The sequence below is a fragment of the Methanosarcina sp. DH2 genome (assembly GCF_020804225.1).
In the GTDB taxonomy this organism is placed as follows: Archaea; Halobacteriota; Methanosarcinia; order Methanosarcinales; family Methanosarcinaceae; genus Methanosarcina.
The window spans coordinates 19,049-33,893 of sequence record NZ_WJBI01000020.1 but is presented as its reverse complement, the minus strand read 5'-3'; the positions used below and the strand labels follow the sequence as shown (position 1 = coordinate 33,893).

Annotated in this window: 12 protein-coding genes; 3 read left to right on the top strand and 9 right to left on the bottom strand. The window is 34.6% G+C overall.

The genetic code is table 11. The annotated features are described in order from the left end of the window. Positions 1-53 precede the first annotated feature (53 nt). A complete protein-coding gene (locus tag FXV91_RS17545; protein ID WP_229392024.1) occupies positions 54-413 on the top strand; it encodes a 4Fe-4S dicluster domain-containing protein in 360 nt (119 codons plus the stop codon). 436 nt (positions 414-849) lie between these two features. Here FXV91_RS17545 and FXV91_RS17540 read toward each other — a convergent pair whose 3' ends face one another. From FXV91_RS17540 to FXV91_RS17520, 5 genes are all read right to left on the bottom strand, one after another. Continuing rightward, positions 850-1,623, bottom strand: a complete 774-nt coding sequence (locus FXV91_RS17540; protein ID WP_229392023.1) for a hypothetical protein — start codon at positions 1,621-1,623, stop codon at positions 850-852. 730 nt (positions 1,624-2,353) lie between these two features. Then, positions 2,354-2,668 (bottom strand): hypothetical protein, encoded by a 315-nt coding sequence (locus FXV91_RS17535; RefSeq protein ID WP_229392021.1) that lies wholly within the window; start codon positions 2,666-2,668, stop codon positions 2,354-2,356. Positions 2,669-3,047: 379 nt separating this feature from the next. Then, complete coding sequence (locus FXV91_RS17530) at positions 3,048-3,791, bottom strand: hypothetical protein (RefSeq protein WP_229392020.1); 744 nt, start codon at positions 3,789-3,791, stop codon at positions 3,048-3,050. An 11-nt stretch (positions 3,792-3,802) separates the two neighbouring features. Next, a complete protein-coding gene (locus tag FXV91_RS17525) occupies positions 3,803-5,950 on the bottom strand; it encodes a minichromosome maintenance protein MCM (RefSeq protein ID WP_229392017.1) in 2,148 nt (715 codons plus the stop codon). Further along, positions 5,925-6,464: a hypothetical protein gene (locus FXV91_RS17520; protein ID WP_229392014.1), complete on the bottom strand. Its 540-nt coding sequence runs from the start codon at positions 6,462-6,464 to the stop codon at positions 5,925-5,927. Before FXV91_RS17520 ends, FXV91_RS17525 begins: the two co-directional genes overlap by 26 nt. Before the next feature lie 520 nt (positions 6,465-6,984). Here FXV91_RS17520 and FXV91_RS17515 point away from each other — a divergent pair. Continuing rightward, positions 6,985-7,860, top strand: a complete 876-nt coding sequence (locus FXV91_RS17515; RefSeq protein WP_229392012.1) for a hypothetical protein — start codon at positions 6,985-6,987, stop codon at positions 7,858-7,860. A 7-nt stretch (positions 7,861-7,867) separates the two neighbouring features. On the opposite strand, the gene FXV91_RS17510 is transcribed toward FXV91_RS17515, so the two are convergent. Next, positions 7,868-9,016: a site-specific integrase gene (locus FXV91_RS17510; protein WP_229392009.1), complete on the bottom strand. Its 1,149-nt coding sequence runs from the start codon at positions 9,014-9,016 to the stop codon at positions 7,868-7,870. A gap of 384 nt (positions 9,017-9,400) precedes the next feature. Here FXV91_RS17510 and FXV91_RS17505 point away from each other — a divergent pair, with 384 nt between their 5' ends. Continuing rightward, positions 9,401-10,951, top strand: a complete 1,551-nt coding sequence (locus tag FXV91_RS17505; RefSeq protein WP_229392007.1) for a tetratricopeptide repeat protein — start codon at positions 9,401-9,403, stop codon at positions 10,949-10,951. 41 nt (positions 10,952-10,992) lie between these two features. On the opposite strand, the gene FXV91_RS17500 is transcribed toward FXV91_RS17505, so the two are convergent. Genes FXV91_RS17500 through FXV91_RS17490 form a run of 3 tightly spaced genes read right to left on the bottom strand, consistent with a single transcriptional unit; the run spans position 10,993 to position 14,641 of the window. Then, on the bottom strand, positions 10,993-13,665 hold the full coding sequence (locus FXV91_RS17500; RefSeq protein WP_229392003.1) for a hypothetical protein: 2,673 nt from the start codon (positions 13,663-13,665) through the stop codon (positions 10,993-10,995). Continuing rightward, the gene (locus tag FXV91_RS17495) at positions 13,658-13,990 is read right to left on the bottom strand and encodes an HNH endonuclease signature motif containing protein (protein ID WP_229392002.1); all 333 of its coding nucleotides are present in this window, start codon (positions 13,988-13,990) and stop codon (positions 13,658-13,660) included. Before FXV91_RS17495 ends, FXV91_RS17500 begins: the two co-directional genes overlap by 8 nt. 12 nt (positions 13,991-14,002) lie before the next feature. Next, on the bottom strand, positions 14,003-14,641 hold the full coding sequence (locus FXV91_RS17490; RefSeq protein WP_229392000.1) for a hypothetical protein: 639 nt from the start codon (positions 14,639-14,641) through the stop codon (positions 14,003-14,005). Positions 14,642-14,845: the final 204 nt, after the last annotated feature.

Sequence of the window (14,845 nt, the reverse complement as noted above, 5' to 3'; positions counted from 1 at the left end):
GGGCTCTTCTCTGAGTGTGGAATCATCCAGAAGTTACGGTCGTTCTTTCAGGTATGAACGAGGGATCCCATATAAAAGAAAACCTGAAAATAGCAGATGAAGCATACCCAAATTCACTTACAGAAAACGAAATACAACTTATTGGTAAGGTTAAGCAAAAATACTGTCGATATAGGAAAATTGGCTGTACAGGCTGCCAGTATTGCATGCCCTGTCCTTCCAGTGTTGATATACCTTCCTGCTTTAGAATTTATAATAACCTACATATGTTCGGCAATGTTGATGGGGTAAATTTAAACTACGTAACATGGACAAGTGGAATATTTTCAAATATAGATCCAGGATTTGTTTCTCAATGTGTTCAGTGCGGTCAATGTATGGAAAAATGTCCACAGAATCTGAAAAATACCTGATCTACTTGAAACTGTTGTAGAGGAGCTTGAGGGACCTGATATGGAGCAAAGGCTCGCTAAGGTAAAGCAAATGTTCAGGAAAGAATAGTAGAGAGCAAAACTAATTAACCAAAAGTTTCACCCTATAAGCCTTAAGAACTTACGCAGTTGAACTAAAAAATTAATGTACTTTAAACCTCCAACTCTCAAAAACGTTCATTTGATTTTAAGGTTTATTGTACTTGATTTTGTACATCAAATGCGTAAGCCTTAAAAAAATAGGACATTAAGATTTCTATTTATTAATAGATTCTATGGATCTGTAGAAATCTAGGAGATAAAAGCAAATAAGAAAAAGACTGACAAAAAAAGAATAATTAGAATCTTGCAGTTAAATTTTGAGCTTACTTAAAATTTCTCTCAATCTCTGGAAGTATGGATTCAATATTATATCCAATCACATTTCATCTCTACTTTTTATAGTTAGAAGACCTGCCTTAAACGCAGTTAAATTTGTGGCTCTCTTATCAATTTTTTTGTATATATCTGGATCGGGAATTACATTTTGTTTTTTACAGGCCTGTGTGAAAGCCCATAATTTAATTTTATCTTCAAGAGCTAACAATGCATAATATTGTTTCCGAGCCCTCTTAGTATTTGCACATGGGCTGTTCAATACCTTTTCCATGTTTGCTACGGCTGCTAGATACTCATCTATTATAGTATCAGGATCAAGGTTTTCTATATCCTCACGTTTAAGTTCGGCTTCAATTTTAGGGTTTTCAAACCACAAGTTATGATCACCTTTAGGAATCGAAGGAATTGGTCTTAGTTTTAGATGGTACTTTAGCATTTCAAAAAGATACTTTTTGGAAATTGTTACTTTGATATATTTATGCCCAGGGAGCTGGATTCCGACTTGGAAAAAAAGACGTTTATGTCGATCTACTCCCAGATATGCTCTTCCTTTGTACAATTTATTTCCCGGATAATATCTTTTGTTCCAACCTTGTCTTACTACAATGTCAACTGGACATGATACTAATTTTTTTAGTGGAAAGGGAACATTTACTTTATTTGGATCTGCATTCGCAGGATCAGGTAAATGAGTTAGCTTTCTAGAAGCCTCTGTAAGAGGAAATCTACCTATAGTTAAGGGAATAACCTTATCTTTTTGGTCCACTTCATCCTGAAGCCTCTCATAATAGGCAGGCCCACCAACTATGCCCAAACTTCTCTTTTCGATATCTGTTCCTCCTGGAGACTTTATACTTCTTTAGAGATCGGAATCCCTACTTTGTTTAAAATTATGGTTGATTTATTTTTGAATCTAGCTAGCATCTCTATATGCTCTTTATGGTCTTTCAGTACCTGATTCACTATTTTTTTATATTCTTGGAACTCTCTTCTCAATTCTGCAACTTCTTTTAGTACAGCATCATTTCTTAGACTTTTATTAACCTTTACAGTGTCTACTGTAGTCGTTCGTCTACATTTCGTACATGTTGGAACTTTGACTTTACTAATAAAGGAATGTCCACATCTGGTACAGGAGACTCTCCTTCTTTGGCACATATTATCAGGATTTATTTTTGGAATTCATTGGCCTCCTAACAAGACTTGTTAAATTTTGTTGAACTTGTTTATTTTAAATTCAACATTCTAATAGCACGAATTAGAGATGAATAACTGCGTGAATACGACGTGATATAAAGGGATGAAAAAATCTCCATTTCGATACCTATGATATATTCATATCATTGGTGACTCACAACTCGCCCCCGCCCGCGAGCCGCATTCATCTCCTAAAGTATCAGTGAAATTGAGATTTTGCAGTTTTTGACTTTATATGTTTGTTATTATTATTTTATCGAAGTAAAAATTAAGTTAGAAATTCTACTTTCTCATATACCAAAAGACGGTAAACCCTGAATCGGATAGAATCAATTAACTAAATCGGTCTACAGATTGCTGAAAAAATTTTGTAATTTTTCTAATTGCCGTTCATTGAGATTTAATGAACTGAGCAGTACATTCCAATCAGCATCAAATGCAATAATTTCCCTGACAGAGTTTACCATATTGTCCTGAACAATCTCTGCAAAAACCTCATAAACAGAGGATGGAATTTCAGAGGATTTTGAAATAGAATCTTCGGAAGCAGCAGGCACAAAACGAATTTTAGAAGTATACTTTTCTTCAAGGTTTTCGGACAATATTTGATGGCACTTAAACTTCATTTCGATAGAACTTGAGTTGAAATCATTTTTTTTCATATTATCACCCCATTTTCTATTCGCACCTTACGAGAGTTCCATTAACTCCCATCAGTAATAGTATTTCAATCTATATATATCTTTTTATTATATGATTTTTATAACATTTCTATATATTAATTATATGAAAATATATGATTTTTCTATCGTTTATGCACCGGTTAGTTGGGTTGCTATGATTGTAAAGGGAGAAATGTAAATGATCGAAAAAAATCTCCAAAAGAGAACAGAAAAATCTATAGGTTATAATTAGGACAAAACACTAGGCTAGTCTATCCCTAGTGTTTTATCGAAAAGAGAACTATAGAGAGCTATACTCTCTATATGAGTTTCCACTATTGTAATTCGTCACTCAATTAATTTTTAAACGATATAAATTTCAGAAAGAATTGATTTGTTGAGCTAAATTTTTTTTAATTAACAGTTGGGCATTTATAATCGGAAGTGTTACTATATCTTCTGCTTTTACAGAATAGTTTCTACTATCTGTTCCTACAAAAGTAGGAATTCCTTTGAGAATCCTGACTAACATATACTCATTTTTGTTTTCTTTTACTTCTTGAATTGTATTAGAACTATGGTCTGAAGAAACGTCTTTTTTAGGACTTTCATCTTTTTCTGTTGGAACTATTTCTTTGATCTGGATTTCTTCCAGAAACTTATTTTCAGAAATCGAATTCAGCTGTTTATTAGAGTAGTTTATTACCTCTGGCCAGATAGCTTTTGGAGAACCAGGGGAAATGACAGGGTCCAAAACTTCACATCTCATAGCTTCAAGAGTTTGAGCTATTATATCGTATACTCTCTTTTCTTCAGGGAGAAGCTTGTTGTAATCTTTATGAATAGTTGTTTTTACATAAGGATCGAGTACACTCATCTGGGATATCATCATTAAAATTTTATTTGTTCGACTTTTGAAAACGATTTTAAGCCTCTTTATACTTGTATCTAATTCTTCAGAGATCATACGAGCTTCAACTGATCTAGAATTATATTTTTTTAGATCTTCTTCCCCTTTTCGTAAATACTCTTCAGCATCTTTGTAAAACGTAGTCGGTAAAGCAGGCAGTGTCTTATTCTCTTTTTCTTTTTTTAATGCTAAATCAATATCCTCGCAATCCAATTACGTTCCCCCTACACTACATACTTCAACAGTCCGTTTATGTTAGTTATATTCCCTCTTTCAGATAGTTTTTTAATTATGCCCCTTGTTTCCCCTTCTGACATTTTATACCATGATTTCATGAGGCCTACCACTTCTTCTTCAGTATGTCCCTTTTTTGTGTTTAAGGTCTGCGTTATACATTCAATTTTCTCTTGCTGACTCTGAGAAGGTAGTCCGTTCAATAAATTTGCATCTAATCTATTGTTTTCATCCATTCCTAAATCTATTAGAGAGGACCTCATTACTTCCATAGCAAACTGTACATCCTCTTCAGAAATAATATTCGATAACCTCATTCTTGCACTGGCTTCGGAGAGCCTTTGTAAGGCTCCTAAGCTTCTAGGTGTTATCGGTACAGGAGAAGTAGGATCAGCTGATTTCATTTTCCGAATATCTAAATAAAAATTCTGGATACTCTCCCTTATTTCGAGGGAGGTAGCAACAGGAAACACTTTTGTACGTGCATATGCGATATATTTGGTCAGAATCTCTTCCGAAATCGGAGCCTCAATTTCCAATTTCGCCTCTTTGACTTTTTCTTCAGTGTAGATAGGATTCTTTGAGTGTAATCGATTCTGTATCATTCCGCCAACCAGATGATTTCGTAAAATATGATTCGAAATTTCCTTATCAATAATTGGATCAGGATCATCTAAAACAAGAAAAGTGAGATCAAACCGAGACCATAATGCAGGAGGAAGCCCAATTTGCTCTGATGGATGTTGAGTTTTATCATTTCGATCAAAATATCCCTTTTTAGGGTTACCTGCTGCAAGAACCGCACAGTCAGCTTGAAGCTTAGAAACTATCCCGGCTTTTGCTATACTCACAGTTCCTTGTTCCATAACTTCATGAAGCGCACTTTTATCCTCCTCTTTAATTTGCCCGATCTCATCAATGGCAAGAATTCCACCTGAAGCTATTACAACTGCTCCACCTTGTAGGATCCAGCCATCACTGAGAGGGTCTCTTACAACAGAAGCCGTCAGCCCAACACCACTTGAAGTTTGACCACTTGAAAAAACTCCTCTCGGAATAAGCGATACTATCTTTCTCAATAATTGGCTTTTTGATGTAGAAGGCTCTCCAATCAATACCGCATGAATGTTTCCTCTCTCAGTTGTCCCATCTGGTAAGATCTTTCGAACACCTGAAAACAGTTGAAGAGCAAGACCTTTTTTTATTCGGTCATGTCCATGAATAGAAGGAGCTATACTTCCTATGATGTTCTCTTTAATTTTTGGATCTCGGCTTAGTTTTATTATAATCTCTTCATCAGACTCCGTCAGGATATAATCATCAAATCCTACATTTTGTTTTTCAATAGAAAGAGCCTTAATTATCTTTTCATGGACCGTTTTCTTCCGATCTTTTTCTGTTTGCCGTAGTGTCAGAATACCTATAACTGTGATTCTTTCACCAGGTTCTATCTGATTAGTTAATTCTTCATCACATTCAATTATCATATCTCTGGTTTTTGTTCCTCTCGTGGAATCAGGAGATTCCTGAATTATGATTCTTTGAAAGTCTACAAATTCAGTAAGGGAAATCTCTTTTTTAAAAGGCCCACTTTTTCCACATGTGGTATTTTCACAAAAATATGGCTCCTCACTTGTATTTCCATCCGGTTCTACGAAAGTTATATGCCCACATCTAAGACACTTAAAGGCGGTTTTGACTTCTTTAGATTCTGTATTCGTAACTACACGAGCAAAACCATCCACACAAACTAGCTTTCCAATCTCCTTTGTTCCTAGATCTCTCAAACGTTGTTTGTAATCTGTAGGTATTTCATTAATTCGAAATTTGATTTTGGTTACATTGATTTTTTTTATACTGCACTGTATCAGATCCACGTCAGCTAAAGCCATTTGTAATTTCAAAGACATCTGTTCAAACTTATTTTCCAAAGCTTCCCTTAATCCATTACTAAAACGTATAACTTTTCTAAAATCTATGTATATGCTGTTTTTGTGTGGATATTTCATCACAAGTTCAGATATTTCTTCTTTACAATAAGTTTCTAAAAAATAGGTAAGACCTTTCAACTGAGGAATTTTAATTCCAATTTCCGTAGGTTCCCAGATATCATTATTCACTGCACCCATCTCCGTCATAATACAAAAGGCCAGCTGCAATGGTCAATGCTTTTTCAGGTGAGGGAGCAGGTTCATAAACTGACGGGAATATAGCTTCCACTCTAGATTTTGTTAGCTTTCCCTCAAAGGGCGAAACGATATACGTAATGCAATTTTTTTTATTAAAAAATGCAATATCATCCCAATATTCAAGGATTTTATCAGCAAGTAATTTTATTTCTTGTTGTCTCTTAATATTATAGTCTAGTTTAGTCTTTTTTTCGGCTTCTATCCCTTCTAGATCCTCTAATATTAAGCGTTCCTCGGAATTCAGTAAGTTACGTTCTATCCCTATATTTTTAAGACGTTCCTTCAGAATCTCCTCTTTCTTGTCTGCAGTTCCCAAAAGAACAAGTGCACCAACTGCATACGCTAAAGGGTTGCTATATAGATCGCCTTTATATCTTTTACCTGCTTTTCTTGCATTTTGTATAGCTTGGACAAGATCTTCAGGAACTTCAATACAAATTTTCTTTAACACTTTACTACTCATAACCCAGGCCCCCTATTAGACCATACACTAATAATTTCTCGAAATAATATAGAAGATAATTACAATATACCCCTTTTTCGTTTTTCTAGATCTAAGGTTGTTTTTCCTTCTGAAACATCCTGAAGAATATTCTTTATTTCCTCCTGGGCCCTTTCTTCAATTTCAATCATTATCCGAATCGATTCTGGCAGTAACTTTCGTAAGTTTGCATCAATTTGAGAACAGTTAATATCACTTGAAACAGAGTAAGCCAGTTTTATCTCTCCTTTGTCAAGTTAGATTCATGTCGTTTTATCCAATAGTTGCTATCACAATGCAATAAGGACGTCAGGATTTGCGTCCTTTTGCAATCCTGTTAGCACCGATAGTATAGCCCGCTTACTTAAAAAATCGTGATTCATCTACATATTATCAAAAAAAAGTTTACTAGTGAACTAATTAGTTCATTAGTTCACTAGTAAACTGAAGTGAACTGGTGAACTTAAATACTAAAATACAAATATAACTTCATTGATAATTTATGACTGAAAAAAGGAAAATAATAATTTATTATTTTATAAAAAATAACAATGAATTTGCATATCCAAAAGAAATATGTGCTGGTGTCAAACAGTGGTTAATAAACATTAGTGAATCAGGAGCAATCGAAATATGCAAAAGTTTTGTAGATAAAGGAATTCTAGAAAAAAGTTATAAAAGAGTCAAGAGAAGAGGCTTAGTTGAAGTATATCGGCTTAGCGATTCCATAGATGTTATTAAACTAATTCTGAAACTTCAAAATGAAGTTATAGTAGAGTTCGTTAGTTCAAATCATTATCAAAAAATGGTTTGTTCTGTTGTAAAATATTTTAATGAAGAGCTTTGTAAGCGTGGTTTTAGAAGTCCAAATGATTATGAAACGAAATATATAGAAACATACTTAAGGAGTAGCCCAAGTTGTTTGAGGTTTGTTTTGTCTCCTGATGAATATGCTATTCGGATAAGAATTCAAGAAAAAATAACACGAAAATTAATATCTGAAAGTCTTGAGATAAAACATTTAATGTTCTCTTCATTATACACTAATGTCCGTGGAAATCAAAGAATAAAAACTGAAAATAAAAAATTCTTAAAGTGGATCCGTGATGAAAACATTAAAGATAAACTATACACTTTAACTGGAGAACCTTTTCTACTTGCTTTTTTATTTCAAGGCTTGGCATTATGTGATTATTATACGGGGCATATTTCTGAGGATGTTTATGAAAGTATTTCAGATGGGTTAATTAAGGAAAATGCTAAAGAAATTCAAAAAATAAAACCGAATGAGTCAGAAGATGAAGAATTTAAAAGACTATTTAAAAAAGTGGTCTCTATGGAAATGAATGGTTTGGAAATGGGTGGTTTTTTTAATTAAATCACTGTTACTTTATAGTTTTTAATATCTCTATCACTCTTTCCTTAACAATTTCATCAATTTTTCCTCTTAGAATTGTGTTTAAGCTTTCACTATATATTTTTTCGGTCTCATCGAGTTTGATTGCCGTTTCCTGATCAATGATCATAGAACAACTTGAGCAATATTTAGCTCCTACAGGGTTCTTTGTCTTGCAGCGAGGACATTCGATAGGTCTAAGCTCCTTCTGTTTTTCTTCCGTTTTATCTTCAATAACTCCACTCTTCTGAAGAATCTTCTTTTCAATATCTGCTCCTGACAAATGGAGATAGGTAGCCGGCATATTACTCTCCTTAGTCCATCCAGCGAAGATTCTTAACTCCATCTCGTTAAACCCTTGCTTTGATAGCCAGGTCAATTTTCCATGACGGTAAGCATGAGGGTAAACATTTTTCATAAGTCCTGCTCTTTCGGCAAGCGCATTAAGTATATTATTAACAGTTTGTTCATTGAGTCTCCTATAATTGCCATCGTACTTTCGATCCGTAATGAACAAAGGTTCTCCGGGTTCATTCCTAAGAGGATGCATATTTAAATATAGCTGTAAATCAGGGACGGAATCTATAAGTCGTACTCTCCTTTTCCCAGTTTTCCCGTTGACTATAACAACTGCACCATATTTATCGAATTGTACGTGGCCTATGTTAATGTTAAGAAGCTCTCCCTTCCTTACTGCGGAATCCCACAAGACCATAACTAATGCTCTATCTCTCTGGTTGTTGGCTACATCCCGCATTTTTAGGATATCTTCAGGTAAAAGAACTTCATCTACTGGGAGATTGTTTTTAGGTTGCTTTGTTTTGATATTTTTAAATAAATCATCCTCAAGACAATATTCCCCATTCATTTTTGCCCATTTGTAGAAGGATCGGAGGGATATTATTCCATTGTGTACCGTAGTCGGGCCTACTTTTTGTTTTCGATGAAGAATATAGTCTTCCATATCCTGCCTTGTAACTTCTTTTGCTGACTTCTCACCTAAATAATCAAAAAAAGGCTTCAAATTCCAGAGGTCACCAAAAATTGTGCGGTCCTTTTTTCCGATCAGGCTCATGTACCTAGCATATTGATTCATGATTTCAGTATTTGGCTCTTTAAACTCGGGAAATTTTCTCATACTTAGTGATTTACATACAATCTATAAATATTTATTTAAATCTTGTATCGTATATGATGTTAGACTTAAGATCCGATATCGAAGGATTTCGTGGGTTCGAATCCCACCCCTCGCATCTGTTTTTGGGGATATAGGTATCTCGAATTTTTTGTACGCTTTTGCGTGAGTTATGCACAACCGTATTTTTAGAAAGGTGCCTCAACCTAATCAAAAAATGTTCCTTTTTTAAATGAATATAAATTTCTTACAATTTTAGAGTTATTCTGAATACGTGTAAATTAATACAGTTACTTTGAGAGAATATGGAAAATATTTAAAATGTGCTATTTATTAAGACAATGTATTTACTAGTTCTTTTAATAAAAAGAAACTTAATAGAATTGTATGGAAAAAGAAGATTTACATAAAAATTATATTGCCCCTTTAATTGTAGGAATTTTTGTTCTAGTATTAGGTTTAGTGATCAATTCATATCTTAATAATCAAAAAATAAAAGAAGAAATTGATTATGGCTTTGATAAAGCAAATTCTTTTTCCAATAAAGGTCAATTTGAAGAAGCAATTGATGAATATAACAAAATTCTAAAAATATCATACAATAAATTTCCTGATAAATATGCTTTAGCTCAAGCTGAAATAGGCACTGCGTATATTTCTTTGGCTGACATTAGAGACAAGGAAGCAAATACTCAAAACGCTATCAATGCCTACCAAAAAGCTCTCGAAATATATACACCTGAGAAATATCCAGCTGAGTATGCAATGACTCAACATAATCTTGGAAATGCATATTCTGATATGTCAGAGGTTAGAGATACGGAAACTAATGCTCAAAATGCTATTAATGCCTACAAAAAAGCTCTCGAAATATATACACCTGAGAAATATCCAATTGAATATGCAAATACTCAAAATAGTATTGGAAATGTATATGTACGTTTAGGTGAGGTTAGAGACAAGGAAGCAAATGCTCAAAACGCTATTAATGCCTACCAAAAAGCTCTAGAATTATATACACCTGAAAAATATCCAATTGACTATGCAATGACTCAAAATAATCTTGGAAGTGCATACAGGCTTTTGGCTGAGGTAGGAGATAAGGAAACTAATGCTCAAAATGCTATTAATGCCTTCCAAGAAGCTCTAAAAATACGTACAGTTGAGAAATATCCAATTGAATATGCAAATACTCAAAATAATCTTGGAAATGCATATTCTGATTTGGCTGAGGTTAGAGATACGGAAACTAATGCTCAAAAAGCTATTAATGCCTACAAAAAAGCTCTAGAAATACGTACAGTTGAGAAATATCCAATTGAATATGCAATGACTCAACATAATCTTGGAAGTGCATATAGGCTTTTGGCTGAGGTCAGAGATCAGGAAGTAAATGCTCAAAATTCTATTAATGCCTATCAAGAGGCTCTAAAAGTTTATACGATTGAGAAATATCCAATTAACTATGCATATACTCAAAATAATCTTGGAAATGCATATGTGACTTTAGCTAAGGTTAGAGATAAGGAAACTAATGCTCAAAATGCTATTAATGCCTTCCAAAAAGCTCTAGAAATACGTACAGTTGAGAAATATCCAATTGAATATGCTAAGGCTCAAAATAACCTTGGAATTGCATACAGGCTTTTGGCTGAGGTCAGAGATCAGGAAGTAAATGCTCAAAGCGCTATTAATGCGTATCAAGAGGCTCTAAAAGTTTATACGATTGAGAAATATCCACTTAACTATGCAGGTACTCAATATAATCTTGGAAATGCATATATGACTTTAGCTGAGGTTAGAGATAAGGAAACTAATGCTCAAAATGCTATTAATGCCTACAAAGAGGCTCTAAAAGTTTATACAATTGAGAAATATCCACTTGACTATGCAACGACTCAAAATAATCTTGAAATAGCAAAAGGGCTTTTACTTTAAAGAATAATTAAGACGTTAGGTATATTGATTATTTTTTGCATTTAAGAGCTATAATATTCTGTAATTATTCTCACATTTTTAGTGTTGAAATTTAACGTTCCCTCTTTTGCATTTTTCTTAAGATAGCCTAGTTCACTTCTACTAATTCCTATTTTCCGGCGTTCTTCAGGTGTTATTGCTAAAATCTTCTGCTTAATCTCTTCCTGATTAATGAACACTTGTGCCCCAGTAACATCTAAAGACTGATCCTCAATGTTGTTGGCTTCTTTCCCTATGTAGAATAAATCATCCGCCTGAACATGTTTTCTCTCTAAAACTCCTATATCTCCTTCAAACTTATTTTCCATATGCTCAACGTACTGCAAAATAGTTCTACTCAATGGTTTGAAATATTGAGATCCTTCCTTAGTTTCTCCAGTTTCATAATCAATAAACGGCTCATAAACTATCTTCTGATAATCCTTAGTAAAAGGAGCCAGAGGCTTAACAGCTGTATCATTTTCTTCAATTGCCTGGAATCCTACAAGGAAGAAATTAAAAGGCTTAATCTGTTCTTTCCAGTGTTTTCCCTCATTCAATTTCTTAAACCTGTTCAACACATTGGAAGTACTAACAGTAAGCCTGGAAATCGCATAAAGGCTAGAATACTTCTCTTCAATATCCCTTCCAGTAGTTAGCCCATAATGCAGTTTAAGAATATCCTGCCAGATTTCAGCCTGCCAATCTTCAACTGAATTAGGAAATGGGTTTGTTAAATGCCCAAGCCCATGAAGCTTATAAGACCTTTCATCTTCCATAAACCTGATTTTTCCATTTTCATAGTAGTACAGAGCATACCTTTTAGAAGCAATACCATAAAACCAGAGATCTTTTTTCTCAGGTTTAAGCAATGGAATCTCTATGTTGTAAGGGTTGAGAGGCTGAAAGAACTCTGCAAGCTTCTGAGCCTTTTCAGGAGGAACAAATACTGAATCAGTATCCATGTAAGCGTGAATTGTTCCAAGTTCTTTTAACCTGGCTTCAGCCATTGTTAAGAAAAGCCTGGCTCCTGAAGTAATCATAACAGCCAGGAGAGGATGAAAATACTTCCCTGACTTCTCAAACCTGTTTTCCTTTGTAACAAAATTATCAAGCCCATAAACCTGAAACTCACTTTTCTTATCTTCTGGGTTAAGTTCAATGAAGATTCCATAACTGAGAGCGTTTACAAGGATCTTGATAGCCTGAGCTCTGCTTGATAGATGCTGAAGTTCAGGATCATTTTTATCTGCCTTTTTTGACTTTTCCTTAATCTTCTGCCTCTCTTCTACAAGAATCTGAACAATATTATCCTTTGATGGATCAATATCAACACCAAGAATCCTGGATTTTCTTAACCCCATCTGTACTCCTTTAGGAACAAATTTTACAGCCTCTATGATCTTTGGAACTTTGCCAGTAAGAAGAAATGAGCCTATAACATCCGGTAAAGAATACCACATCTCAGAGGTAGAACTCAGATAATTGATTCCTACGTTAAAGCCAGTATTATTTCCTTTGTAATCCATCCTTACAGGTAAAATATTATTATCAGGCTGAATCTTGACCATAACAACAAGCTTTTTCCATGTATCCTGTTTCTGAAGGTCTAAAAGCTTCAGTTTTGAAACAAATTCTCTAGTTTCTTCTGTAGCATCCTGAATTTCTAAGCTTTCAGCTATGATGTATTTCCAGAGGTTCATTAACATTGTAACTGTAGGATACATACTTGTAAAATCAAGAACTGTAACCTTTGTTGGCTCTTTCCTGATTTTACATTCTGTTCTTCCTCCAAAATAAGAAGTCATCATATTTCCAATAACTGAGTCTGGAAAGTCTGAGTTCAGTTCCAGGAATGGTTTAACCCCTAACTGGTCGAGAGCATGTTTTCCAATGGAAGCAGAGCTAAAGATCTTTGTTATAGGTATGCAGATCTGATAAACGTCGAGCTCCTTAACAAGCTTTTCATATACAGCCTGGGTAGTTTCTACATCCTTTATCAAATAGTCAATATATTTTTTAGTAACTTTTCCGTGTTTAATCCCTTTCATCTTCCGAACAGATGCATTAAGTTTCTCTCCAGCTTTCTCTAGGGAAATATGGTTTGATTGAAGGAGAACTTCAGCCAGTCTTTGAGTATCCAGGAAATAGCCTGAGAAACAGCTTTCTCCTTTGTTCTGCTTGGTGGTGGTAAACTTGAAGCTGTTAGAATATCCAAGCTTTTTGATTATTATAGGAGGGTTGAAAGGGTCATTTGAGAGCGCAAGGGTGAAACCGCCTCTATTCTTTCCCCTAGAATCACCTGATCTTTTAGCTATCCTGCTAAGGTCAAAAGCCAAGTTATACCCAGTGCAGAGGGTTTTAAGCCCAAAGACTTCAGGATAAAAAACATAATCTATAAACTCATCCAGAGAATACAGACTTATATTATGTTTTCTTGAATAGGTATTCATGGTCCTATTTTCCCTTTCATTCAGGGTAGAAGGATCATAGAATAAACCATCATGCTGAATAAACCCATCCTGGTAGATCTGAAAATATCCTATTTTGAAATTCTGATATTGATCGTCAGTAGTTTCAGTATCAAAGACCAGTACCCTGTTATGCCTGAGTGGAGTATCGTAGTGCCTAAAATCTCTATACTCTCCTTTTTTCTCAAGTCTTTGAGTATATCCTCTAACCGCAACTTTAGCCATTTAGCACCATCTCATTTCCAATATCAATTAGTCTTGTCCCTAATTCTTTCAGTAAAGCACCAATAGAAACTAACTGAAAAGCTGTCTTTTGTTCAGGAGAAGCGGTTCCAGATCTGGCTTTTGGACTTAGCTTGTTTTGTTCTCCTGTTACCTTGGAATGGCAATTTTTACAGAGAGGTTGAATCTGGTCTGAATTATTTCTACCAAAAATATGATGCATTTCAATAACTTCTGGATCATCTTCTCCACAGATAACACAGCAAAGAGAAGGTGTTCCTTTTCTCTTCTGTTTGTTCAAACTTTTTTGGTATATGTCTTTGTCCATAGTTTCGCCTTCTCAGTGCTGATAGATTTCCAAAAATTCAGGTTCTTCTTGGGCTTCCAGTATTTCATATAGCTTATTAAGATCAGTTTCAAAGTAGTGCACTTTGCCTTTAACATCCACTATTTGAATATCCTTAAACTTGGCAAGAACAGAAGGATCATTGTTTTTTATTGCCTTCTGAACGCTAGCAAAATATTCTCCTATCAAAGACCTATCCTTAGAACTGGCTGTAATAATTGTTTTTTGTCCTTCTGTGGAGTAGATCAGCATATTAACCTGGATAATGTCTGTTTTTGTAACCTTCCAGTTTCCTCCTGACTTGTACAGGTTCTTTCCAAGATGCTTGACTGCAAATTCTGTCCTTTTGCCTATCTTTTCAAGTACAGAAGAAAGATTTTCACCTTTTCTCATTTCTCTTAAAATTTGGAGAGACAGATTTCTATCTCTCTTATCCTGGGCTGAAAGAGTTTTCCAGGCTCTCTGGCTAAGATCGAAATCTCCTATCTTTAGATTTCTAAGCTGACTGAGGCTTTTATCAGGGAAAAACTTGTGTTTCCTGATTATCTCCTTTGCGTATTTTGTATCCCTGGGCTGAGCCTTGAGCCATTTCCCATAAGTTCTGTAGTCTTTGGAAAATCTTGGTCTGCTCATCTTTCAGCCTCCAAGAGCCTTATAAAAGAAGTTCTCAAAACTTCAGCTTGTGAGCATCCAAATTCTTTAGATTTCTTTTCGAGTTTCTCCTTAAGGTAAGGAGGCAAACTGACTAATAATCGGATTTTTTTTGTCATGTAAGTAAGAAACAGGAGAGAATTTTTATATACATATTTGAGGTATATAATGATACTAAATATGATA